Origin of the sequence: Rhizobium sp. SRDI969, assembly GCF_025152725.1 — a bacterium.
Taxonomy (GTDB): Bacteria; Pseudomonadota; Alphaproteobacteria; order Rhizobiales; family Rhizobiaceae; genus Rhizobium; species Rhizobium leguminosarum_I.
The window spans coordinates 680493-702622 of sequence record NZ_CP104035.1; the positions used below are offsets into that span (position 1 = coordinate 680493).

Sequence of the window (22130 nt, forward strand, 5' to 3'; positions counted from 1 at the left end):
GTCGAGCCACATGTCTCGACCCGTCCTTCGGACCCCCGCTCGCGGGGAGAAGGGGATATGCCGCACCCGCTTCCTCAATCTCGACGCTGCGTTTGGCAAGTCCCCTCTCCCCGCAGGCCGGGAGAGGGTTAGGGTGAGGGGCAGCCATTGGCGCCAACCGGATAGCAATGCTTCTATACGGGGACATCGGCCTGATGAAAGAGCAAATTGCGCTGTCGATATCGGGTGGCTAGGAAGATTTTCCGGATTATGATGGGGTCATGACGAATCTGCTTTCCAATTCCGACGCCCGCCGTGTCTTTCTTGCCAAGCAGGGCCTCAGCGCCCCGCCGAACCGCGCCTTGACCAAGGCCGGCCTGCTGCAGCTCATCCATGAGCTGGGTTTCGTCCAGGTGGACAGCATCCAGACGGTGGAGCGGGCGCATCATCAGATCCTGTTTTCCCGCAACCAGACCTACAGGCGCGAGCATCTGAAGGCGCTGCTCGAAAAGGAACGCGCGTTGTTCGAGCACTGGACGCACGATGCCTCGATTTTGCCGAGCGCCTTCTTCGTCTATTGGAAACACAAGTTCCGCCATCAGGAAAAGGTCCTCGTCGAACGCTGGCGCAAATGGCGCGGTGAGGGTTTCGAGGCAGCCTTCGAGGAGACCTATGAGCGCGTGCGTCGCGACGGCGCGATGCTGGCGCGCGACGTCAAGTCCGACGGCCACGTTTCCGGCGGCTGGTGGAACTGGCATCCGAACAAGACGGCGCTCGAATATTTCTGGCACACCGGCAAGTTCGCCATCGCCGGCCGCTCGAACTTCCAGAAGATCTATGACCTGGCGGAGCGCGTCATCCCGGCCGAGTTCCGCGAGCCCGAGGTGAGCCGCGAGGAATTCATCGACTGGGCCTGCCGCAGCGCGCTTGCCCGCCTCGGCTTTGCTACCCATGGCGAGATCGCAGCCTTCTGGAACCTGGTCTCGCCCGATGAGTCCAAGGCCTGGGTATCGGCACATCGCGACGAGCTGACCGAAGTGCTGATCGAACCGGCGCTCGACGGCAAGGCGCGCCCATCCTGGGCCTTTGCCGATTTCCCGTCGACGCTCGACAGCTATCCCGATGCTCCGCCGCGCATCCGCGTTCTCAGCCCCTTCGATCCGATGATCCGCGACCGCAACCGCACCGAACGCCTGTTCGGCTTCTTCTACCGCATCGAAGTCTTCGTGCCCGAGCCGAAGCGCGAATATGGCTATTACGTCTTCCCGCTGCTCGAAGGCGACCGGCTGATCGGCCGCATCGACATGAAGGCGGATCGGAAGAAATCGACGCTCGACATCAAGCGGCTGTGGCTGGAGCCGGGCGTGAAGCCGTCGGCCGGCCGGCTGGAGAGGTTGGAAGCGGAGTTGGAGCGGGTCGCGCGGTTTGCCGGCGTGGAGAAGGTCATCTTGCTCGATGGGTGGAGAGGGTAATCCCTTCTCCCCTCGGGGAGAAGGTGGCGGCAGCCGGATGAGGGGGCTTCATGGCACGCCGCTCAATATTGCCCTTCGCTTGCGCTCAGTGCAGTCGCTCCTAACGTCGCTCACCCCCTTGCATCTGTCCTTCGGACATCTTCTCCCCGCTGGGGAGAAGAGGAGGAGTGCTCAGCAGATCTCCGTCGTGCTGATCTTGATGCCGAAGCCTTCGAGGCCGACATAGTGGCGCTCGCGGCTGGTGAGCAGCTTGATCGAGCTGACGCCGAGATCCCTGAGGATCTGTGCGCCGAGGCCGATTTCCAGCCATTCGCTGTCGCGGGTCTGGGCTTCGGAATGGGCCTCGCGGCCCTGGTTGCGGGCCTTGCGGCCGTTGTCGTGATGGCCGACGCCGACGGAGCCTTCGCGCAGGTAGACGATGACGCCGCGGCCCTGCTCGGCAATCTTCTGCATGTAGAAATCGACCGGGCTGTTCTTGCCGAAGAGATCCTCGGCGACATTCTCCGGATGCAGCCGCACCGGGATGTCGACCCCGTCGCGGATGTCGCCGAAGACGACGGCGAGATGCTGCATCGGATCCCAGGGCAGGGAATAGGTATGGGCCTTGGCCTTGCCGAACGGCGTGTCGATGTCGAAGCTGGTACCGAGTTCGATCAGCGTTTCCTTGCGCTGGCGATAGGCAATGAGATCAGCGACCGAGACGAGCTTCAGCCCGTGCTGTTCGGCAAAGTCGACCACCTCAGGCCCGCGCGTGACGGTGCCGTCGTCATTGACCAGCTCGGAGATGACGCCGATCAGCGGCAGGCCGGCAAGCTTGCAGAGATCGACGGCGGCTTCCGTGTGGCCGGAGCGCATCAGCACGCCGCCTTCGCGGGAAACCAGCGGGAAGATGTGGCCGGGGCGGACGAAATCGGAGGCGCCGACATTCGGATTGGCGAGGTTGCGCACCGTCAGCGTCCGGTCGTCGGCGGAGATGCCGGTCGTCGTGCCGTGCTTGAAATCGACCGAGACGGTGAAGGCCGTCGTATGGGCCGAATCGTTTTCCGCCACCATGGCGTTGAGGTTGAGGCGTTTTGCCTCTTCCTTCGGCATCGGCGCGCAGACGATGCCGGAGGTGTGACGCACGATGAAGGCCATCTTCTCGGGTGTGCAATGCACCGCGGCGACGATCAGGTCGCCTTCGTTCTCGCGGTCATTGTCGTCCATGACGACGACGATCTCGCCGGCCTCGAAGGCCCGGATGGCGTCGACGACGCGCTTCTGGTCATAAGACATGGGCGAGGCTCCTATTTCAGGCGGCCGGTCTGGCCGCGGTCGCGAAGATAATGATCGGCGATGGCGCAGGCGACCATCGCCTCGCCGATCGGCACGGCGCGGATGCCGACGCAGGGGTCGTGCCGGCCCTTGGTGCGGATATCGACATTCTTGCCGTCCGCATCGATCGACTGGCGTTCGGTCAGGATCGAGGACGTCGGCTTGACGGCGAAACGCGCCACCACCGGCTGCCCGGTGGAGATGCCGCCGAGAATACCGCCGGCATTGTTGGAAAGGAAGATCGGCGTGCCGTCATTGCCCATGCGCATCTCGTCGGCATTGTCTTCGCCTGACGTTTCGGCGGCGGCAAAACCATTGCCGATCTCGACGCCCTTGACCGCGTTGATCGACATCAGCAGTGAGGCGATATCCTGGTCGAGCTTGGCATAGATCGGCGCGCCGAGGCCGGCCGGCACACCTTCGGCGATCACCTCGATGACCGCGCCGATCGAGGAGCCGTTTTTGCGGATGCCGTCGAGATACTCCTCCCAGACCGGCACGATCGCGGCATCGGGCGAGAAGAACGGGTTCTGATCGATCTGGCCCCAATCCCAGTTGCGGCGGTCGATCTTGTGTTTGCCGATCTGCACCAGCGCCCCGCGCACGGTAACGCCTGGTACGACAAGGCGGGCGATGCCGCCGGCGGCAACCCGCGCGGCGGTTTCGCGCGCCGAGGAGCGGCCGCCGCCGCGATAGTCGCGAATGCTGTATTTGAGGTCATAGGTATAATCGGCATGGCCGGGGCGGTATTGCCGGGCGATCTCGCCGTAATCCTTGGAGCGCTGGTCGGTGTTTTCGATCAGCATGGAGATCGGCGTGCCGGTGGTCGTCATCGTCTCGCCATCGGCGTCCAGCATGACGCCGGACAGCACCTTCACCAGATCGTCCTCGCGCCGCTGCGTCACGAAGCGGGATTGCCCGGGCTTGCGCTTGTCGAGCCAGACTTGCAGGTCCTCGAGCTTGAAGCGCAACCCCGGAGGGCAGCCGTCGACGACACAGCCGAGCGCCGGACCATGGCTTTCGCCCCAGGTGGTTACGCGGAAAAGGTGACCGAATGTATTGTGCGACATGTGTTCCCACGGTGGCGCGCCAAAGCCGGTCGCTGCCGGCCGCGCCATTGCTTGAAAAGGCGCGACACTCATAGGCCAAAAAACCGCCGAGGCAAAAGCCTTTCTTTGCGCCAAACCGGCAGCTCAGGAAATGCTGTTTCCGTCCGTTGTCAGGGACGGGCGGTGCATTGTGCCGCCATTCTCTCTGCGCAGGCGGGGAGGGGTCAGGGCTGGGGGCGATCGGCAGGCAGCGATCAGGACGCCAGCCGCCACCCCGTTCCGGTGGCTTCCTCGGTGAAGTCGTCGAAGGAGAGCGGCCGCGAGAAGGCATAACCTTGCAGGATATCGCAGCCGAGATCGCGCAGCAGTGCGGCATGTGCCGCCGTCTCCACCCCTTCGGCCACCGTCTCGACCCCGAGCGAGCGGGCGATTTCGATGATCGAGCTGACGAGTGCCCGCTCCTGCGAGGCATTGACGATCGGCTGCACCAGCTGGCGGTCGATCTTCAGCCGCTTCGGTTTCAGCTTCAACAGGCTGACGATCGAGGTATGGCCGGTGCCGAAATCGTCGATCTCGATATCGATGCCGAGCGCCTTGATGCGTTCGAGGTTCTGCGAGACGACGTCCTCGCTCTCGTCGAGGAAGATCGATTCCACCAGTTCGAAGGAGATCTCGCCCGGACGGATATGCAGGTCGGCGAGCGATTCCAACAGGCTGCCGTCATGCAGCCGCCGCGCCGAAACATTGACCGAGACTTTGGGCACGGCAATACCGCGCGCCGTCCAGCGCATCTTGTCGTGCAGCGCCGTTTCGAGCACGATCCGGTCGAGCATCTGCACGACATTGATTTCGTCGGCAATGCGCAGGAACTTGTCGGGGGCGAGCCACCCCTTGGACGGGTGGTTCCAGCGCACCAGCGCCTCGACGCCCGTCAGCTCCATCGTCCGGGCCGAGAATTGCGGCTGATACCATGCGGTGAATTCGCCATTGTCGATGCCGGCGAGGATCTCGTCGGCGGTGCGCTTGGTGTTGATGATATCGGCCTGGAGATTGTGATTGAAGAATTCGAAGCGGTTGCGGCCCATGCTCTTGGCGCGGTAGAGCGCGATATCGGCGTTGATCAGCATCTTGCGCGCATCGACATGGATGCCGTTGGCGAGCGCAATGCCGATCGACACGCCGCAGCGGCAGGAAAAGCCCTGGAAATCGATCGGCTGGCGCATCTCCTCGATGATTCGCGTTGAAAGCTGCGCCATCTCCTTGTCGCCGACGTCGAGGGCGAGGATGACGAACTCGTCGCCGCCGATGCGCGCGACGACGTCGCTGCCGCGGACGTTCTTGGCAAGCACCTTCGAGGCGTGCACCAGCATCGCATCGCCGGCGGCATGGCCGAGCGTATCGTTGATGTCCTTGAAGCGGTCGAGATCGATATGCAGGATCGAGAATTTCTGCCGCTCTCGGCGTCCGTCATGGGTCAGGTTTTCGAGCGCGATGTCGAGCTTGCGGCGGTTGGCGAGTGCGGTCAGCGGGTCGTGCAGCGAGTTGTGCTCGATCCTGTTCTTGGCAAGCTCGAGCTCGATATTCTTGGCGACCGCCTCGTCCTTGGCGGCCTTCAGCCGGATCGTCATCAGCACGTCTTCGGTGGCATCGAAGGCGATGCCCATGACCTTCATCTCGCCGGTCCCCGTCTGGTGGACCTTGCCGACCGAGCGCACATAACGCACCGAGCCGTCGTCGACCAGCACGCGGCAGACGAGCGTGTGCGTATCGCCGTTCTTCTTGAAGTGGCGTGCGCTTTCGAGCGCTAAGGCTCGATCCTCGGGGTGGATGCAGCCAAGCCAGATCTCCTCGGTCATGAAGCCGTTGCGCGGGGTGAGGCCGTAGAGTTCGTGCATCCGCTCGTTCCAGATCGAGCCGCCGAGGCCGGGTCGGGCTTCCCATATGCCGCACTGATAGGAGTTGAGCGCCAGGTCGAGCCGGCTGGAAAGCTCGGCGAGCTGCCCCTCGCGGCTCGAGAGCTCTTCAAGCGCCAGCTCCAGCTCGGCATTCTTGACCTCGCTCATATCCTTGGCCTTGCGCAGCCTGTCGGTGATCTCCGCATCGGCTGTCACGTCCCAGACGATGCCGATCGTCTTGCTGACGCCGCCGGCATCCGTATAGAAGGCGCCGACCGAGCGCAGGTGGCGGATACCGCCGTCGGCAAGCATGATGCGGTATTGTGCCGTGCAGGCAGCACCGGCAATGCTGCAGCTGAAAAAATGCACTTCGGCGATGTCGCGGTCCTCGGGCAGGACAGCCGCCAGCCATTCGTCGAGCGCCCAGCTTCCTTCCTCAGCCGGCTTGCCGTGCAGGGCCGCGGCGCGCGTGTCCCAGAGCAGGCTGCTCGAATCATCCTGCAGCTCCCAGATGCCGATATTCGAGGATTCCAGCGCCAGATTGAGCCGCTGCGACAGTTCCAGCAGTTTTGCCTCGCGCGTCTCCAGCGCGGTAATGTTGCGATTGCGCTCGCCGAGCAGGAGGGTCGCGAAGAAGATCGGCACGATGATGACGAAGCCGCCGGCAAGGATGATCAGGCGCAGCTCGGTGCGGTTTTCGGGTATCGCGTCCCAGCCGCTGTTGGGGACCGCGGAAAGCTCCCACTTGCCGCCGGCAAAGCCGATCTTCTGGCGCATCGGATGCTTGTCATCGATATCGGACGAACCGAAGAACGGTGCCGGCAGAGCAGCATTGGTCGCGGCCGCCGCGCCGATATCGCGGATGGCGATCGACAGATGGTCGAGATGCGGATAGCGTTCCCGGTTCTCGCGGTCGCGTGCCGGCATCAGCCCGGTCGCCTGGTAGAACATCGTCTGGTCGATGGCGACTTCGACCGCCCCCCAGAGCCGCCGTTCGCCGTTCTCCCTGACGAAAACCGGGAAGAAGATGGCAAAGGCGTCGCGGCTGTCAATGCTGATCGGGCCGTAGAAGCGCGCCGACTGGTCGCCGGCCGCGCCGGTCATCGCCTGGCGGAAGAACAGAGCCTCTCGCACGTCGCGGCCGATCCGCTCATTGCCGGATTGCGGCGGGTGGATGTCGCCGACGATGAAATCAGGCGCGACGGCGATATGAATGAAAGAGGGGTTCTGGATCAGCAGCCAGTTGATCTGGCGCTCCATCTCCTCTCCGTTTGCCGTGCTGACGGAGATCAGGTTCGTCAGGTCGCGCACGACGCTGAGGTCCATATTGATCTCGGCCATGACGCGGGCGCGGATCAGGTTCGTCTCGTTTTCGGTGCGGATATGAAGTTCGCGCACATGAGACGCAGTATTGGCCTGGTCGAGCCCGAAGCCGACCACGATGACGACCAGGGCGACAAGCGACGAAACCACAAACGAGACGCGGCTATTCTTCAACACGCGCCGCAACTGCTTGCTGTCGCTGAGCCTGGATAACAAAATGAAACCCCCATGTTGACGAGCAACTGTAGGGCGCGCGGGTTAATTTACGATTGCCCGCCGTCGATTCCGGGAAGGCGAGGAAAGGCGTAAAAACCCGGGTTAACACGGCATCTTGATTATATTTAAAATCCTATTCATCAATTGGGCGGGGAAAGCCATTCTTCCGGGCAATTTTCGCCATATTCAGGAGCTTATCTGTGGCCAGTCAGTTTCTCGTGCAGCGTCTTATAAGGATTGTCGCCATGCGTTTCGTCGTCGCCACGCTTTTGGCAACAGCAAGCTTCCTGTCACCGATGAGCGGTTTTGCCGAGAGCGCCGACGTCGAGGCGACGATCAAGAAGGTCGACACGGCCAACCTTGTGCTGACCCTAGATGACGGCAAAACCTATCAGGCGCCCGAGGAATTCAATTTCGACGGCCTCGAAGCCGGCGTGAAGGTGATCGTCTTCTATACCGAGGTCGACGGCAAGCGCGTCATCAACGATCTCGATATCGTCAAATAGGCAGCGTAACGCCTAGATCGGCGTATAAAATTCACTTCCATTCCACTACATATGTACACTATGCCACGTCGGCGTAGTACCCACAGCGGTGCGCAACCTCGTAGGACAATCGTGTCCGCTATGGAGACTGATCGTATGAAGCACGCCTCGATCATAGTGCGCGCGGATTGGGATGAAGAGGCTGGTGTTTGGGTTGCCAGTAGCAACGATATCGAAGGGCTGGCCGTCGAGGCCGACACCCTCGAAACCCTCGAGCCTAAAGTTGTGGCAGCTATAACCGACCTTTTCGAGCTTAACGGCTTCACCTCGAGTCTGCCGGAAATCCCCGTCCATATCATGGCCGAACAGCTCGTTCGCATCCCCAATCCGACCTACTGAGCGCATGGCCGGCTATCTCCGCGAACTCAAAGAGTTATTGCTGAAAGCCGGCTGCGAATACGTGCGACCGGGAAAGGGTGATCATGAAATCTGGTACAGCCGATTTCTAACCGCCACTTCACGGTCGACCATGGTGTAAAATCCCGCCATACGGCCAATGAAACGCTAAAACAGGCCGGACTTCCGAAGGCTTCTTGATCCAGGCGCAATGGCAATGCCTACAGCCAGACGATCGTCCGCTCCGTGGTTTCGATCCTGATGATCCGATCCTGTGGGATCGCACCTTCCGCAGCAGTGCTTTTCGGCAGGTCGGCGATTGTCTGGAACAGCGTGCGGATGACGCCGCCATGCGTCACGCAGACCGTCGGCCGATCGACCGAGTTCAGCCAAGAGCCGGTGCGCCAGGAGAGGATTTCATAGCTTTCCGCATCATCGCCGGGCGGGATGAAATCCCATTTCGAGGCGTTGCGCTCCGCTACCCGCTCGCGCTGCGTCGCCTTCAACTCCTTGATCGTCGAGCCTTCCCAGTCGCCGAAGGAAATTTCCACCAGCCTTGGATCGGTGCGATAGGCCAGCGGCGGCAGGCCCATGGCGGTGCGCATGATTTCCATCGTCGCGCGCGTGCGCTGGAGCGGGCTTGCGACGAAATCGAACTGGTCGATCGTGTCGCCGAGAATCCCGGCAAGCGCGATGCCGTTCTGCCGGGCCTGTTCCAGGCCCGTGGCATTCATCGGGATATCCTTCTGACCCTGCAGGCGGCGCTCGGCATTCCAGGCGGTCTGGCCGTGTCTGATCACGTAGATAAGCACGGTCTCGCATCCATATGGAGAAATCAGTCCTTGATGACGGAAATGTCGGGCGCGTCGACCGCCTTCATGCCGATGACATGATAGCCGCTGTCGGCGTGATGCACTTCGCCGGTGACGGAGCGCGAGAGATCCGACAGGAGATAGAGGCCGACATCGCCGACTTCCTCGATGGTGACGGTACGGCGCAACGGCGCGTTATATTCGTTCCACTTCAGAATATAGCGGAAATCGCCGATGCCGGAGGCGGCAAGCGTCTTGATCGGTCCGGCCGAAACGGCGTTGACGCGGATGTTCTGGGGGCCGAGATCGACGGCAAGATACTTGACGCTGGCTTCGAGCGCGGCCTTGGCGACGCCCATGACGTTATAGTTCGGCATCACCTTTTCGGCGCCGTAATAGGTCAGCGTCAGCATGGCGCCGCCATCCGTCATCAGCTTCTCGGCGCGGCGTGCGACGGAGGTGAAGGAATAGACGGAGATCTGCATCGTCTTGGTGAAATTGTCGGGCGAGGTGTCGACGTAGCGGCCGGTCAGCTCGTCCTTGTCGGAAAAGCCGATCGCATGCACGAGGAAATCGATCTTGCCCCAGAGCTTTTCGACGTTTTCGAAAACGGCGTCGATGGTGGCTTCGTCGGCGACGTCACAATGGCCGACGAGCGTCGCGCCGATTTCGGAGGCGAGCGGCTCGACGCGCTTCTTCAGCGCATCGCCCTGGTAGGTGAGCGCGACTTCTCCGCCCTGCGCATGAATGGCCTTGGCAATACCCCACGCAATCGAACGATTGTTGGCGACACCCATGATGACGCCGCGTTTGCCTGCCATGAGGCCGGATGCTTGAGCCATATTTCGCTCCCTAGGATTCTGATCGATCCTGCCTATGGCATAGGCCGTTAATCGGTTCAAGCTTGGCCGGGATCATCAACTGTTAGGGATCGTAATAAAGGGTGCGAATGTCATTAAAATTTCATAGGAACAGGCCTTCGCGCATGCTCCGCATGAGATCGGTGATTTTGTCGTCGGGTTTTTCCCACAAGATAATGCGCAATTCGACGACGAGATCGCCTCTGCCGCCCTCTTCGCGGGGCAATCCCTGGCCGGGAACACGGATCGTCTTGTCCGAGCCCGACCATGCCGGGATCGTCACGTTCAGCGGGCCGCTCGGTCCTTCGATGCGCGCCTCGGTGCCGAGCACGGCATTTTCGATGCTGAGCGGCAGCACGGCGTGCAGATCGAAACCATCGACCGTGAAGCGCAGATCGGGTGCAATGCGAATGTTGACGACGGCGTCGCCGCGCTGCATGCCCGGCAGTTTGAAGCCCTGTCCCTTGAGCCTGATCTCGTGACCGTCGGTCGTGCCGGCCGGCAACGCGAAGCCGACTTCGCGGCCCTCCGGCAATGACGCGGTGATCCAGCCGCTCTTCAACACGTCGTCGATCGTGACGGTCGCCGTTGTCACCTCATCCGGCGCCCTTTCGAGGCCGGTATCCCTGGCGCCGGTGAAACGGCGCACCAGGTTTGTCAGGATGCTGAGCGGCAGCGACAGGTTGACGGCGGCATTTGCCCCCGCTTCGCCCGCTTCCTCGTCGCTCTTGGTGTCGGCCTCGGCGGCGTCGCCATCCATGCGCTTGCCGGCGTCGCCCTGGGCGTTTTGTGTCTGCTGGTATTGCGTCTGCTGGGCGCGACCCTGCGCCTGGCCGCCGGCAGCCGCGCGAGCCTGGGCGCCGAAAATGCGATCCACCATCTCATCGGCCGCCTCAGCGGAACCTGCCTGTTGCCTGGAGCCGTCGGCGGCAGCCTTCTGGGCGGCGGCGCGCGCCAGCTCTTCCATCACGCGCTCGGCATTGGCCTGCGCCGCCTTGGCGCGCACGGCCGCCTCGCGGGCGGCTTGGCGCTGCTGCATGATCGTCTGTTCGTGCTTCTTGGCTTCGGCCATCCGCAGGGCATTGTCGAACAGGCTGCGTTTGCGCGGGTCCTTCAGCGTTTCATAGGCGCGGCCGATCTCGGCGAACCGGGCCGTCGCTGTCGGATCGTCCTGATTGTGGTCGGGATGGGCTGATTTGGCCATGTTGCGCCAAGCCGCCTTGATCTCGTCTACTGCCGCGCCGCGCTTGACGCCCAGAATTTTATAAGGATCGCGCATGTTAAAACCGCCGGTGTTGCGATGCGGCAAGCCTCGTCCTTGCCCAGCATCCCCGTCCAATAAAACGTGGGTGGCGCCGCCCGCTACATAGGCAGGAACAGCCACTCTCAACGCCGATCCTGCGGCGGAGTTGCTAATCACTTGTTATTTCTGTGGAGACATGTGGGGTGTTTTGCGGCGAATGGTTAGCTCTTTGCTAAGCACGCGGCAGAAAGTGGACGGGCGTTAACCTGTCGGCGACGGCGCTACCGTCTTTTCGGGCGCGCAAAAGGACGCTGTCACACATTTGATTATGCAGAGGCAGATCAGCTTTCCCGCCGGATCAACTTTCCCGCCGGATCAACTTTCCGGCTGGAAGCTCAGAAGCTGCCAGTTGCCGCCGCCGACGAGGCAGGTCTTGCCGTAGAATTTGGCGATGCCGACATAGGAATGGCGGGTCGTGCGGAACTGCCGGCAGACCTGGCCGGACTCGTTGTTCTCGACGATCGTTTCGATGACGCCGGCACTGCCGGTCGATGCGTTCGCCCAGGGAAGCGGCTGGCCCTCCAGCCTTTCCACGTCGGCCGACGTGACGGCGTTGCGCACGGTCATCTCGTCGGAGAGTGTGTCGGTGCTCGGCGGCGTCTGCGGCACGGTGCCGGTTGCCACCGACCGGTCGACCTTGGCGTCACTCAGGAAATCCATGCCGCCGCCGACGCAGCCGGAAAGCGACAACATCGCGACGCCGATGACGAAGGATGCGCTGCTGCGTCGCCGCAGCCCCTTTGTATAGCGAGATGACTTTGCTATGACTTCCACCCTGCATCCTGTCCAGTTATCAAAAGCTGGGCGAGTTTTGAATAATCCGGGGCATTTGAACCAATATGTCGGCAAACGAGTTAACAAGCGGTGACTTTACCGAAAGTGGCGAGCCCTTCAAGCTCTTTGCCGAATGGCTGAAAGAAGCGGAGGCCTCCGAGCCCAACGACCCCAATGCGGTGGCGCTGGCGACGGTCGATGAAGATGGTCTTCCGAATGTCCGCATGGTTCTCCTGAAGGGATTCGACGACGACGGTTTCGTCTTCTACACCAATTTCGAGAGCCAGAAAGGCCGCGAAATTCTTGGCCAGAAAAAGGCCGCCATGTGCTTTCACTGGAAAAGCCTGCGCCGTCAAGTGCGGCTGCGTGGTCCCGTCGAGATCGTCACCGACGCCGAAGCCGACGCCTATTTCAAGACACGTGCGCGCGGCAGCCGCATCGGCGCCTGGGCCTCTAAACAATCTCGTCCGCTCGAAAGCCGATTCGCGCTGGAGAAGACGGTGGCCGAATATACCGCCCGTTATGCCATCGGCGAGATTCCGCGCCCCGCCCACTGGTCGGGCTTCCGCATCCGGCCGACCTCGATCGAATTCTGGAAAGATCAGAAATTCCGCCTGCATGATCGGGTCGAATTTCGCCGGCCATCACCGGAAGGCGAATGGGACAAGGTGCGGATGTATCCGTAACGGCTTTACCGGCCCATCAGCTTCAGCGGTATGCCGGAAGCAAGCGCCGAGACGTAGCGTCGCTTCTGGTAGAAGCCGTTGAGCGAAATGCGGGGGAGATAGCCGGTGAGCCGCGCTGCCGGCAGCCCGGGTTGCGTGGTGACCGCGAGAGTAAAGCCGAGATTGCGTGCGATGCGCGCCTCGCGGGCGGTCGCAGCCTCCGGCGTGCCGTAGGGATAGGCGATCGTCTCGGGACGGACGCCGGTCACCGCCTCGAGGTAATCCGCCGAAGCCTGCATCTCGATTCGCGCTTCGGCTTCCGGCAGCCGGGCGAGCGCGCGATGGCTGATCGTATGGGCGCCAAGCGCTGCGAGCGGATGGCTGGCCAGCCATTGCAATTCGCCAGGCCCCATCACCAATTGGCGGACGATATCCGTCGGCTCGATGCCGTTTTCCCGCGCCAGCAGATCGATCGCGGCGACGGCACGCGCCTCGTCGGAGCGGTGGATATACCAGGCGAAGCGATCGAAGGCATGCCATTGCTGCTGCAGGCTGTCGAGCACCAGGCGCTCCATGCCGCGGCCGAAATCGAAGCGGATTTCCGGCGCCTGGCGCAAGAGGATCGCCAGCGTCTCCCACCAGATACTGTGAGAGCTCTCGGCAAAACCCTTGGCGACGAACACCGTGAACGGCGCCTGATGCCGCTCGAACACCGGCAGCGCATGTTCCAGATTGTTGCCGTATCCGTCGTCGAGGGTGAAGGCCGCAAACGGCTGTGCGCCCTCGGGCTCTGCCAACAGCGCCGGCACCTGATCGAGCGGCACGAAACGATAGCCCTGCCGCCTCAGCCGTTGCAGCGCCGCGTCGAGAAAACTCGGGGTGATTTCGAGATGCGCATTCGGTTCGAAGGCCTCTAGCATGTGCGGGCGGACATGATGCAGCGTGAAGACGACGCCGCGCCCGCGCGCTTCGCGCATCAGCCCGGCCGAGCCGAGCAGCCAGGAAAGCTCGAGCCCGGCGCCGATCGCTGCGCGTTTTGCCAGTCGCTTGAATTGTCCCGTCATGCGGCGCCCGTTCGTTGCCTTTGCCGGAAACTAGCAAGTGCGACTTAAGCCTTGCTGAATCCCTGTTCGGAATATGTCCTTGATTTCCTGTTAACCAAGGTGATGAAAAGACTAGAAAAATGATAGGCGTTGCCTCAAAGTCGCGCCAAACTTACGGCTTCTGTCACGTTACGACACAAACGCCGGTCTGACCGAGAGCCGGTGCATCAAGTGCCGAGCATCAGGGCAAACGTATGAGGGAAAGTGGATGAGAAAGCTTTTGGCGGCTGTTTTGACCGTAACGCTTGCCGTTTCGGCGCCGCTTGCGGCCCTTGCCGGAAATGCTTCGCTGATCCTCGATGCCCGCACAGGCAAGGTTCTCGCTGCCGAAAACGCCGATACGCTGAACCATCCGGCCTCGCTGACGAAGATGATGACGCTCTATCTCACCTTCGAGGCATTGAAACGCGGCAAGATCGCCTGGGACACTCCGATCAGGATATCGAAATACGCCGCCGCCCGGCCGCCGACCAAGCTTGGCGTCAAGGCGGGCGGCACGATCACCGTTCGTGAGGCGGTCTATGGCATGATCGTCAAATCCGCCAATGACGCCGCCTCCGCCATGGGCGAGAAGCTCGCCGGCTCGGAAAGCGGTTTTGCCCGGATGATGACGGCCAGGGCCCGCCAGCTCGGCATGAGCCGCACCGTCTTCGTCAATGCCTCCGGCCTGCCGGACGGCCGCCAGGTCACCACAGCGCGCGACATGTCGACGCTCGCCGTCGCCTTGATGAAGAATTATCCCAACGAATATCGGCTGTTTTCGACGGCAAGTTTCAATTTCCGCGGCCGGACCGTGCGCGGTCACAACAATCTCATGTACCGCTACCAGGGCATGGACGGCATCAAGACCGGTTACACCAACGCCTCCGGCTTCAACCTCGTCAGCGCCGTCAGAGACGGCAACCGCCGCGTGGTCGGCGTCGTGCTCGGCGGCCGGACCGCCCGCAGCCGCGACGACAAGATGGCTGGTTTGCTCGACCGCTATCTCGGCCGTGCCTCGTCTTCCGGCGGCGCAAAGCTGGTGGCGAGCGTCGGCGCCAAAGATACTGTCGAAGTCGCGTCCGCCGCTGACGCTTCGGATGTTCCGGTACCGCTCAATGCTCCGCGCCAAGCCGACGATCTCGCAGCCAAGAGCCTGGCCTACGCCGATGACGCCGTCGTGCCGCTGGAGCGTCCGGTCGCGATGGACGAGATCCTGAACGCCGGCAAGACACCGAAGACATCGGCAGAGAAGACCAATGGCGACTGGCAGATCCAGATCTCGGCCGCTCCGAGCGCCGACGCCGCACGCGCGCTTCTCGCCCAGGCGAAGTCGGAAGGCGGCGCGCCACTCCTTTCTGCTTCGCCCTACACCGAGGCGGTCGGGCAGGGGGTCAACAAGATCTATCGCGCCCGCTTCGTCGGTTTCGCCAGCAAGGATGCTGCCGTCTCGGCCTGCGATGCGCTGAAGCAGCGCTCCTATGACTGCATGCTGCTGCCGGATCGCGGTTGATCGCCGCCCGGCATTGGCATAATCCCAGTCTGGACAATCATGGGGAATCAGCGTCACCTCCCTAAACAAAAGGAGAACGCCCATGCTGCGCCGTCTCGCCGATCAGTTCGAAATTTCTTCCTCCACCCATGTCGCCGCCAACGGCATTGAGCGTGATGCCGATTGGTTCCTTCTGAAACTACAGGAGGAAATGGGCGAGCTGACACAGGCCTGGAACCGGCTAACGGGGCGCGGCCGTGCAAAGGGGCGTTCACCGGAAGATATGCAGCAAGACCTTGCCGACGAGACCGCCGACGTTCTCGGCCACCTCCTGCTCTTCGCCCGACGCAACGATATCGACCTTGCCGCCGCGATCGAACGGAAGTGGCTGTTTCAGCCGGCGCAAACGTCGAAGAGCTGATGCAGGGCGGCCAAAACGTGCGGCAGTTTTTCAGATGACGGCATAGTCGCTTTAGGCGAGGCTGTTCGTGTTCAGCCGCATCACGATTTCCCAGAGGTAAAGTCAGCCGACCTTATGGCGGTAGAACTTGCTGTCCACCGCCATCAGCGGGAAGGCGCGGGGCAGGGCGCTCTTGGCAATCTCGCTAAAGCCGTTCTTCTCGTAGAAGCGGTGCGCCGCGACGAACTTGTCCGTCGTGCCGAGGAAGATATCGGTAATGCCGGCATCCCGGGCATGGGCAAAGAGGCGATCGAGAAGCCGCGCCGCGACGCCGTGCTCGCGGCCGCGAACCGCAGCTGAGACGAACATCTTGCGCAGCGCCGCCTGATTATTGCCGATATCCTTGAGCCCGACGGTGCCGACGATGGCGCCATCCTGGACGGCAACCCAGAACTGTCCCTTGCCGGACTGATAGAAATCCGGGATGACCCGGAGATCCGGCTGCGCATCCGCGGTGATGTCGATGCCGAACTCCTCGCGCTGGATTGGCAGGATCACCGAAAGCACGGCATCGGCGTCATCGGCGGCGAAGGTCCTGATTTCAATGTCCGCCATCACAGTTCCTTCTGCCTCAGGTCTGCGTGCCGCCGACCGTCACCTGATCCATGCGCAGGTGCGGCTGGCCGACGCCGACGGGAACCCATTGGCCGGCCTTGCCGCAATTGCCGATGCCGGTATCGAGCTTCATGTCGTTGCCGATCATCGACACCCGCTTCATCGCATCTGGACCGTTGCCGATCAGCATCGCGCCCTTGATCGGCGCGCCGACCTTGCCGTTCTCGATCAGATAGGCCTCGGTGCAGCCGAAGACGAACTTGCCGGAGGTGATATCAACCTGGCCGCCGCCGAAGGAGACGGCGTAGATGCCCTTCTTCACCGAGGCGATGATCTCCTCGGGCGTCCTGTCGCCGCCGAGCATATAAGTGTTGGTCATGCGCGGCATCGGCACATGGGCATAGCCCTGGCGGCGGCCGTTGCCGGTGGGCGCCATGCCCATCAGCCGGGCATTCTGCCGATCCTGCATATAACCGACGAGCTTGCCGTTTTCGATCAGCACGTTGTAGGCAGACGGCGTACCCTCGTCGTCGATGGTGATCGAGCCGCGGCGATTGTCGATCGTTCCGTCGTCGACGACGGTGACACCGGGAGCGGCGACCATCTGGCCGAGAAGCCCGGCGAATGCCGACGTCTTCTTGCGGTTGAAATCGCCTTCCAGCCCATGACCAACAGCCTCGTGCAGCATCACGCCCGGCCAGCCCGAGCCGAGCACGACATCCATCGTGCCCGCCGGTGCATCGATCGCCTCCAGATTGACGAGCGCCTGGCGCAGCGCCTCGTCGGCGCCGTATTGCCAGCTGCCCTCGGCGATGAAGTCGCCGAAGCCGATGCGCCCGCCGTGGCCATAGGAGCCGCTCTCCTGCCGATCGCCTTCGCCGACCATGACCGAGATATTGATGCGCGTCATCGGCCTGATGTCGCGCACACGATGTCCGTCGGCCCGCAGGATGTCGACGACCTGCCAGCTCGCGGCGACCGAGGCCGTCACCTGCCGCACTTTGTCGTCCTTGCCCCTGAGATAGGCGTCGATGTCCTGCAGGACCTTGACCTTCTCCTCGAAGCTCGGCTGGCCGATCGGGTTCTCGTCGCTGTAGAATTTCTTATTGGTGCCCTGGGGCGCTGCCGCATAGGAGCCGGAATAGCCGCGCGTCACAGCGCCGACGGCATCGGCCGCCCGCTTCAGCGCCGCCACCGAGAGATCGCCGGCATGGGCATAACCCACAGCTTCGCCGGCAACGGCGCGCAGGCCGAAACCCTGTTCGGTGTTGAAGCTGCCGCCCTTGAGCCGGCCATTGTCAAAGGTCAGTGCTTCCGCCTGCGCATGCTCGATGAACAGTTCGCCGTCATCGGCGCCGGACAGGGCCTGGGCGACGTGCTTGCGCATCGTGGCTTCATCGGCATCGAAAAGCGTCAGGAGATCGGTGGTCATGGTATGGCTCCAAGCATGCGTTCAGGAGTGCACTTACTCCCTAGATAGGGCTCCATATAACAAGGAGTGAAGCCCTGCCGTCGAATATTCTTTGTTGTGCAGCGCGATCTCGGGAGATGGAACGTCCTTCGAAAGAGATGTAAGCGTTTTGTCGTTTCGCGCTGGGTGGCGGCGTGGCTGTTTTGAGATGATCAGTTTGGGGGCCGATTTGTTCGAAATGATGACACGTGGTGCGAGTGGAGTGGTTCTCGCTCTTCTTTTTCCCGTGACGGGACTGGCGGCCGATAACTGGCTTGAGAAGGTCTTTCCCGATCCGGAGGAATGCCTCGCGGTGGACGGAATGATCTATTTCGACTTCGACGAAAAGAAGCTGGTCGTGAGGGGATATGAACAGGCCCAAGTTCAAAAGCATATCGCGGCCGGGGATGTAATCGTCCGGGAGGAATGCAAGGGCGGGGCCGGGATTGCCTCGCCAGTGATAAACAAGCCGGGCGAGTTCTTCGGAAATCAATACTCCGCATTCGAAATCCCGGCTTCGGGACAGTCGAATGATGGATGTCTAACAGTATCATCCTATAACATCCTGTTATTGAAGCCCGCTGCCGCGCTCAGGGATGAGATCGAAAGGCGCACCGGAAAAAGGCTGGAAATATACTCTCCCACCCGTCCCCGTGATGGCAGCGCAGATGAGATGCCTGGTTATATCGTCGATGCAGGCGATCACTCTGAATATGTTTGTAGCTTTTCCGAATATGATTAGGGTTCTGGGCTTATTGCCGAACTGAACATGGTCCGTGTGGGCACGGGGAGTCTGGTGGCGGCGCGGTTCCGAAAACCTCTGCCCCTCACCTAACCCTCTCCCCGTAAACGGGGCGAGGGGACGTGCCCCGCGAGAGGTGGCGGCAGCCGGATGAGGGGCTGGCCATGGCAGACGGCAGTTGATGTCACGGCAGAGCGTCGAAACCTTCGGCAAAGCCCTTGAGGTCGACGGGGATGCCGATGCCTTCCTCCGGGGTCTGGAAGACGATGAAGGTTGCCTGGGCGCCACTGCGGAAGGTCTTGAGCAGCTCGTCCTCGAGCACGACCTCGGCATAGCAGCCATCGGCGAAGCAGCGGACGAAATAGGCGCGGCCGATATCCTTGCCGTCGACATTGAGCCCGAGGCCGTTCGGCAGCAGCACGCCGAGCGGCGCGAGCACGCGCAGGATCTTCGATTTCCGGTCGGCCGTCTTCAAGACAACGACGGAAAGCCCGACCTCCGGCCGGTCCTCGGCGATGACATTCTGCATCAGCGCGCATTGTTCGGTCGAAGCCCCGGCCGGCTTGTCGCAGACGACAGACCATGCGCCGTGATTGGATTTCACCGTGCCGGGCGCCGGCGGCTGCGTCTGGCCGGGCGTCACCTGTTCGACATTCGGTTTGGCGGCGCTCGGCTGTTGCGGCGCCGGAGCAGGGGTCGGCGCCGGCGCCGAAGCGGGCGGCTTGGCCTCCGACGGGGTGGGTTGCTGCTGTGCGAAAACGGGCGTCGTCGCTGCGGCCGCGATGCTGGCAGTCAGGAGAAGCGACTGCGCGAGGGAACGGAAACCCATGGAAACCTCTGGATATCGAATCATTGCGGCTATTGTTGAAGCTGCCCACCAAAAATGAAAAGCCCCACCCCGTGAAAACCGGGGGACTGCGGCGGAAATTGGACCTTTGCGAAATAATGTGTCGCGCGCGGATTGGCCGGAAAGCCGATTTTTCATATGCTGATGAAAAACTTGGTATGTTTTGCCGTTCCAGCCTGCCTATGCTTTGAGCAAAAATGCCGCATAGACAATTGCTCTGACCTGTTGCGGCGAATGCCAAACTGTGGTTTGAAGCGCTGAAGATGGCAAGGATTCTGCGTTCTATTGTGCAGGTCAAGCGCTCGAGGGAGATAATAAGGTGATGAAGAAGGCTTATGCAGCCCTGACCGCGCTGGTCTGTCTGCTTTTTGCTTCCGGCACATATGCCGACCAGCCCATGCCGTGGCAGGCGACGCTGCAGCCGGCGGCAACGCCGATCATGCGGGAAATCCACTGGTTCGAACAATATACCCTGTGGTTTATCGTTCCGATCACGCTTTTCGTTCTGGTCCTGCTCATCGTCGTTTGTTTCAAGTTCCGCGCCAGCGCGAACCCGGTTCCCTCGAGGACGAGCCACAACACGATGATCGAGATTGCCTGGACCGTGGGGCCGGTTCTGGTGCTGCTTCTTCTCGCCATTCCTTCGTTCAACCTGCTGACGGCGCAGCTGACGCTGCCCGAAAATCCCGACGTGACGATCAAGGCGACCGCCACCCAGTGGCAGTGGAACTACGAATATGAAGGTTCGGGCGAAAGCCCGCTGGCTTTCGATTCCTACCTCTTGAAGGATCAGGATCGCGCCGCCGCCGGCAAGGAAGACAAGTCGATCTATCCCAGACTTCTCGCCGTCGACAACGAGCTGGTCCTGCCGGTCAACAAGACGGTCCGCGTTCTCGTGACCTCTGCGCCGACCGACGTCATCCACGCCTTCGCCATGCCGTCCTTCGGCGTCAAGATCGATGCCGTGCCGGGCCGCCTGAACGAGACCTGGTTCAGGGCCGAACGCGAAGGCCTGTTCTACGGCCAGTGTTCCGAGCTCTGCGGCAAGGACCATGCGTTCATGCCGATCGCCATCCGCGTCGTCTCCGAGGACAAGTACAAGCAGTGGCTGACCGCAGCCGCCAGCGACCTGCCCGGCGCCTACAAGACACTCATGGCCGCAACCGATGGTCCCGCAAAGACCCTCGACGTCGCCGAAGCACAGTAATTAAGGGGATCGGGACAATGGCTGGACCTTCCGCTCACGACGATCATTCTCATGATCACGATCGCACGCATGGCGATCACGCCGCCCATCATGACCACGCGCATGACGATCACGATCACGGGCACAAGCCGAGCTTTGCCAATCGCTGGCTGTTCTCGACGAACCACAAGGACATCGGCACGCTCTACCTGATCTTCGCGATCATTGCCGGCATCATCGGCGGCGCACTGTCGGTTGCCATGCGCATGGAGCTGCAGGAGCCTGGCATTCAGATCTTCCACGGCCTGGCCTCGATGGTCTACGGCTATGAAGGCGATGCCGCGATCGACGGCGCCAAGCAGATGTTCAACATGTTCACCACAGCGCACGCGCTGATCATGATCTTCTTCATGGTCATGCCGGCGATGATCGGCGGTTTCGCCAACTGGATGGTGCCGATCATGATCGGCGCGCCCGACATGGCCTTCCCGCGTCTGAACAACATTTCCTTCTGGCTGATCGTTCCCGCTTTCGCGCTGCTGCTGCTGTCGATGTTCGTCGAAGGCCCGGCAGGCGCCTACGGCACGGGCGGCGGCTGGACGATGTATCCGCCGCTGGCGACAAGCGGCACACCGGGACCGGCGGTCGACCTTGCGATCTTTGCGTTGCACATTGCCGGCGCCTCGTCGATCCTCGGTGCGATCAACTTCATCACCACGATCCTCAACATGCGCGCTCCCGGCATGACGCTGCACAAGATGCCGCTGTTTGCCTGGTCCGTGCTGATCACCGCCTTCCTGCTGCTGCTGTCGCTGCCGGTTCTGGCAGGCGGCATCACCATGCTGCTCACCGACCGCAACTTCGGCACCTCCTTCTTCTCTCCGGAAGGCGGCGGCGACCCGATCCTCTACCAGCACCTGTTCTGGTTTTTCGGTCACCCCGAGGTCTACATCCTCATCCTGCCGGGCTTCGGCATGGTCAGCCACATCATCTCGACTTTCTCGAAGAAGCCGATCTTCGGCTATCTCGGCATGGCCTATGCCATGGTCGCGATCGGCGCCGTCGGCTTCGTCGTCTGGGCTCACCACATGTACACGGTCGGCCTGTCGCTCGATGCGCAGCGCTACTTCGTCTTCGCGACGATGGTCATCGCCGTTCCGACGGGCGTGAAGATCTTCTCCTGGATCGCGACGATGTGGGGCGGCTCGATCTCGTTCCGCACGCCGATGCTCTGGGCAATCGGCTTCATTTTCCTGTTCACGGTCGGCGGCGTCACCGGCGTCCAGCTTGCCAATGCCGGTCTCGACCGCTCGCTGCATGACACCTATTACGTCGTGGCCCACTTCCATTACGTTCTGTCGCTCGGCGCCGTCTTTGCGATCTTCGCCGGCTGGTACTACTGGTTCCCGAAGATGACCGGCTACATGTACAACGAGTTCGTCGGCAAGCTGCATTTCTGGGTCATGTTCATCGGCGTCAACCTGGTGTTCTTCCCGCAGCACTTCCTCGGCCTCGCCGGCATGCCGCGCCGCTATATCGATTATCCGGATGCCTTTGCCGGCTGGAACTACGTGTCCTCGATCGGCTCCTACATCTCGGCCTTCGGTGTGCTGATCTTCCTCTTCGGCGTCTTCGAAGCCTTCGCCAGGAAGCGCGTCGCCGGCGACAATCCGTGGGGTGAGGGTGCAACGACGCTCGAATGGCAGCTGCCTTCGCCGCCGCCCTATCACCAGTGGGAACAGCTTCCGCGCATCAAGTAATTTGCGCGGACAT

20 protein-coding genes and 1 pseudogene are annotated in these 22130 nt (G+C 61.9%); 10 read left to right on the plus strand and 11 right to left on the minus strand.

The genetic code is table 11. The features are described from left to right. Positions 1-260: 260 nt before the first annotated feature. Positions 261-1451: a winged helix-turn-helix domain-containing protein gene (locus N2A41_RS03230; protein WP_260110262.1), complete on the plus strand. Its 1191-nt coding sequence runs from the start codon at positions 261-263 to the stop codon at positions 1449-1451. Between the two features lie 171 nt (positions 1452-1622). On the opposite strand, the gene ribB is transcribed toward N2A41_RS03230, so the two are convergent. The 3 genes from ribB to N2A41_RS03245 all read right to left on the minus strand — a co-directional run bounded on the left by ribB (position 1623) and on the right by N2A41_RS03245 (position 7248). Beyond that, entirely contained in the window at positions 1623-2726 is a 1104-nt protein-coding gene (ribB, locus tag N2A41_RS03235; RefSeq protein WP_260110263.1) for a 3,4-dihydroxy-2-butanone-4-phosphate synthase, read from the minus strand. Positions 2727-2737: 11 nt separating this feature from the next. Beyond that, positions 2738-3835 carry a chorismate synthase gene (gene aroC / locus N2A41_RS03240; protein WP_222385823.1) on the minus strand — a complete coding sequence of 366 codons (1098 nt, stop codon included), beginning with the start codon at positions 3833-3835 and terminating at the stop codon, positions 2738-2740. 233 nt (positions 3836-4068) lie between these two features. Further along, positions 4069-7248, minus strand: a complete 3180-nt coding sequence (locus N2A41_RS03245) for a bifunctional diguanylate cyclase/phosphodiesterase (RefSeq protein ID WP_260110264.1) — start codon at positions 7246-7248, stop codon at positions 4069-4071. Between the two features lie 245 nt (positions 7249-7493). Between N2A41_RS03245 and N2A41_RS03250 the strand changes: the two genes are divergently transcribed. The 3 genes and pseudogenes from N2A41_RS03250 to N2A41_RS03260 all read left to right on the plus strand — a co-directional run bounded on the left by N2A41_RS03250 (position 7494) and on the right by N2A41_RS03260 (position 8330). Continuing rightward, a complete protein-coding gene (locus tag N2A41_RS03250) occupies positions 7494-7754 on the plus strand; it encodes a DUF1344 domain-containing protein (RefSeq protein WP_003569889.1) in 261 nt (86 codons plus the stop codon). Between the two features lie 135 nt (positions 7755-7889). Next, on the plus strand, positions 7890-8132 hold the full coding sequence (locus N2A41_RS03255; RefSeq protein ID WP_260110265.1) for a DUF1902 domain-containing protein: 243 nt from the start codon (positions 7890-7892) through the stop codon (positions 8130-8132). A 4-nt stretch (positions 8133-8136) separates the two neighbouring features. After that, positions 8137-8330: pseudogene (locus N2A41_RS03260) on the plus strand (type II toxin-antitoxin system HicA family toxin). A gap of 20 nt (positions 8331-8350) precedes the next feature. Here the strand turns inward: N2A41_RS03260 and N2A41_RS03265 are convergent. The 4 genes from N2A41_RS03265 to N2A41_RS03280 form a co-directional block, all read right to left on the minus strand. Continuing rightward, complete coding sequence (locus N2A41_RS03265) at positions 8351-8941, minus strand: histidine phosphatase family protein (protein WP_162118305.1); 591 nt, start codon at positions 8939-8941, stop codon at positions 8351-8353. A 23-nt stretch (positions 8942-8964) separates the two neighbouring features. Further along, positions 8965-9783 (minus strand): enoyl-ACP reductase FabI, encoded by an 819-nt coding sequence (gene fabI, locus N2A41_RS03270; RefSeq protein WP_260110266.1) that lies wholly within the window; start codon positions 9781-9783, stop codon positions 8965-8967. A 121-nt stretch (positions 9784-9904) separates the two neighbouring features. Continuing rightward, positions 9905-11110 carry a J domain-containing protein gene (locus tag N2A41_RS03275; protein WP_260110267.1) on the minus strand — a complete coding sequence of 402 codons (1206 nt, stop codon included), beginning with the start codon at positions 11108-11110 and terminating at the stop codon, positions 9905-9907. Between the two features lie 309 nt (positions 11111-11419). Beyond that, a complete protein-coding gene (locus N2A41_RS03280) occupies positions 11420-11878 on the minus strand; it encodes an RT0821/Lpp0805 family surface protein (protein ID WP_017963102.1) in 459 nt (152 codons plus the stop codon). A 65-nt stretch (positions 11879-11943) separates the two neighbouring features. On the opposite strand from N2A41_RS03280, the gene pdxH reads away from it, so the two are divergent. After that, positions 11944-12564 (plus strand): pyridoxamine 5'-phosphate oxidase, encoded by a 621-nt coding sequence (gene pdxH / locus N2A41_RS03285; protein WP_260110268.1) that lies wholly within the window; start codon positions 11944-11946, stop codon positions 12562-12564. 5 nt (positions 12565-12569) lie between these two features. Here the strand turns inward: pdxH and N2A41_RS03290 are convergent, their stop codons facing one another. Further along, positions 12570-13607 carry a polysaccharide deacetylase family protein gene (locus tag N2A41_RS03290; RefSeq protein ID WP_260110269.1) on the minus strand — a complete coding sequence of 346 codons (1038 nt, stop codon included), beginning with the start codon at positions 13605-13607 and terminating at the stop codon, positions 12570-12572. Between the two features lie 247 nt (positions 13608-13854). On the opposite strand from N2A41_RS03290, the gene N2A41_RS03295 reads away from it, so the two are divergent. Both N2A41_RS03295 and N2A41_RS03300 read left to right on the plus strand, forming a co-directional pair. Further along, positions 13855-15138: a D-alanyl-D-alanine carboxypeptidase family protein gene (locus tag N2A41_RS03295; RefSeq protein WP_260110270.1), complete on the plus strand. Its 1284-nt coding sequence runs from the start codon at positions 13855-13857 to the stop codon at positions 15136-15138. An 82-nt stretch (positions 15139-15220) separates the two neighbouring features. Beyond that, a complete protein-coding gene (locus tag N2A41_RS03300) occupies positions 15221-15538 on the plus strand; it encodes a MazG nucleotide pyrophosphohydrolase domain-containing protein (RefSeq protein ID WP_017963106.1) in 318 nt (105 codons plus the stop codon). A 102-nt stretch (positions 15539-15640) separates the two neighbouring features. On the opposite strand, the gene N2A41_RS03305 is transcribed toward N2A41_RS03300, so the two are convergent. Both N2A41_RS03305 and tldD read right to left on the minus strand, forming a co-directional pair. Then, entirely contained in the window at positions 15641-16132 is a 492-nt protein-coding gene (locus tag N2A41_RS03305; RefSeq protein ID WP_260110271.1) for a GNAT family N-acetyltransferase, read from the minus strand. A gap of 16 nt (positions 16133-16148) precedes the next feature. Beyond that, complete coding sequence (tldD, locus tag N2A41_RS03310) at positions 16149-17564, minus strand: metalloprotease TldD (protein WP_260110272.1); 1416 nt, start codon at positions 17562-17564, stop codon at positions 16149-16151. A gap of 187 nt (positions 17565-17751) precedes the next feature. Here tldD and N2A41_RS03315 point away from each other — a divergent pair, with 187 nt between their 5' ends. Further along, entirely contained in the window at positions 17752-18324 is a 573-nt protein-coding gene (locus tag N2A41_RS03315; protein WP_260110273.1) for a hypothetical protein, read from the plus strand. A 184-nt stretch (positions 18325-18508) separates the two neighbouring features. On the opposite strand, the gene N2A41_RS03320 is transcribed toward N2A41_RS03315, so the two are convergent. Then, the gene (locus tag N2A41_RS03320; RefSeq protein ID WP_170258284.1) at positions 18509-19177 is read right to left on the minus strand and encodes an invasion associated locus B family protein; all 669 of its coding nucleotides are present in this window, start codon (positions 19175-19177) and stop codon (positions 18509-18511) included. A gap of 316 nt (positions 19178-19493) precedes the next feature. Between N2A41_RS03320 and coxB the strand changes: the two genes are divergently transcribed. Both coxB and ctaD read left to right on the plus strand, forming a co-directional pair. Then, the gene (coxB, locus tag N2A41_RS03325) at positions 19494-20378 is read left to right on the plus strand and encodes a cytochrome c oxidase subunit II (protein ID WP_032985025.1); all 885 of its coding nucleotides are present in this window, start codon (positions 19494-19496) and stop codon (positions 20376-20378) included. Between the two features lie 17 nt (positions 20379-20395). After that, positions 20396-22117 carry a cytochrome c oxidase subunit I gene (ctaD, locus tag N2A41_RS03330; RefSeq protein WP_017963111.1) on the plus strand — a complete coding sequence of 574 codons (1722 nt, stop codon included), beginning with the start codon at positions 20396-20398 and terminating at the stop codon, positions 22115-22117. Positions 22118-22130 lie beyond the last annotated feature (13 nt).

Excerpts from the sequence above, each read along its gene's own strand:
- N2A41_RS03230 (WP_260110262.1), top strand. The coding sequence starts at position 261 with ATGACGAATCTGCTTTCCAATTCCGACGCCCGCCGTGTCTTTCTTGCC.
- ribB (WP_260110263.1), bottom strand. The coding sequence starts at position 2,726 with ATGTCTTATGACCAGAAGCGCGTCGTCGACGCCATCCGGGCCTTCGAG.
- aroC (WP_222385823.1), bottom strand. The coding sequence starts at position 3,835 with ATGTCGCACAATACATTCGGTCACCTTTTCCGCGTAACCACCTGGGGC.
- N2A41_RS03250 (WP_003569889.1), top strand. The coding sequence starts at position 7,494 with ATGCGTTTCGTCGTCGCCACGCTTTTGGCAACAGCAAGCTTCCTGTCA.
- N2A41_RS03255 (WP_260110265.1), top strand. The coding sequence starts at position 7,890 with ATGAAGCACGCCTCGATCATAGTGCGCGCGGATTGGGATGAAGAGGCT.
- fabI (WP_260110266.1), bottom strand. The coding sequence starts at position 9,783 with ATGGCTCAAGCATCCGGCCTCATGGCAGGCAAACGCGGCGTCATCATG.
- pdxH (WP_260110268.1), top strand. The coding sequence starts at position 11,944 with ATGTCGGCAAACGAGTTAACAAGCGGTGACTTTACCGAAAGTGGCGAG.
- N2A41_RS03290 (WP_260110269.1), bottom strand. The coding sequence starts at position 13,607 with ATGACGGGACAATTCAAGCGACTGGCAAAACGCGCAGCGATCGGCGCC.
- N2A41_RS03295 (WP_260110270.1), top strand. The coding sequence starts at position 13,855 with ATGAGAAAGCTTTTGGCGGCTGTTTTGACCGTAACGCTTGCCGTTTCG.
- N2A41_RS03300 (WP_017963106.1), top strand. The coding sequence starts at position 15,221 with ATGCTGCGCCGTCTCGCCGATCAGTTCGAAATTTCTTCCTCCACCCAT.
- N2A41_RS03305 (WP_260110271.1), bottom strand. The coding sequence starts at position 16,132 with ATGGCGGACATTGAAATCAGGACCTTCGCCGCCGATGACGCCGATGCC.
- tldD (WP_260110272.1), bottom strand. The coding sequence starts at position 17,564 with ATGACCACCGATCTCCTGACGCTTTTCGATGCCGATGAAGCCACGATG.
- N2A41_RS03315 (WP_260110273.1), top strand. The coding sequence starts at position 17,752 with ATGATCAGTTTGGGGGCCGATTTGTTCGAAATGATGACACGTGGTGCG.
- N2A41_RS03320 (WP_170258284.1), bottom strand. The coding sequence starts at position 19,177 with ATGATTCGATATCCAGAGGTTTCCATGGGTTTCCGTTCCCTCGCGCAG.
- coxB (WP_032985025.1), top strand. The coding sequence starts at position 19,494 with ATGAAGAAGGCTTATGCAGCCCTGACCGCGCTGGTCTGTCTGCTTTTT.
- ctaD (WP_017963111.1), top strand. The coding sequence starts at position 20,396 with ATGGCTGGACCTTCCGCTCACGACGATCATTCTCATGATCACGATCGC.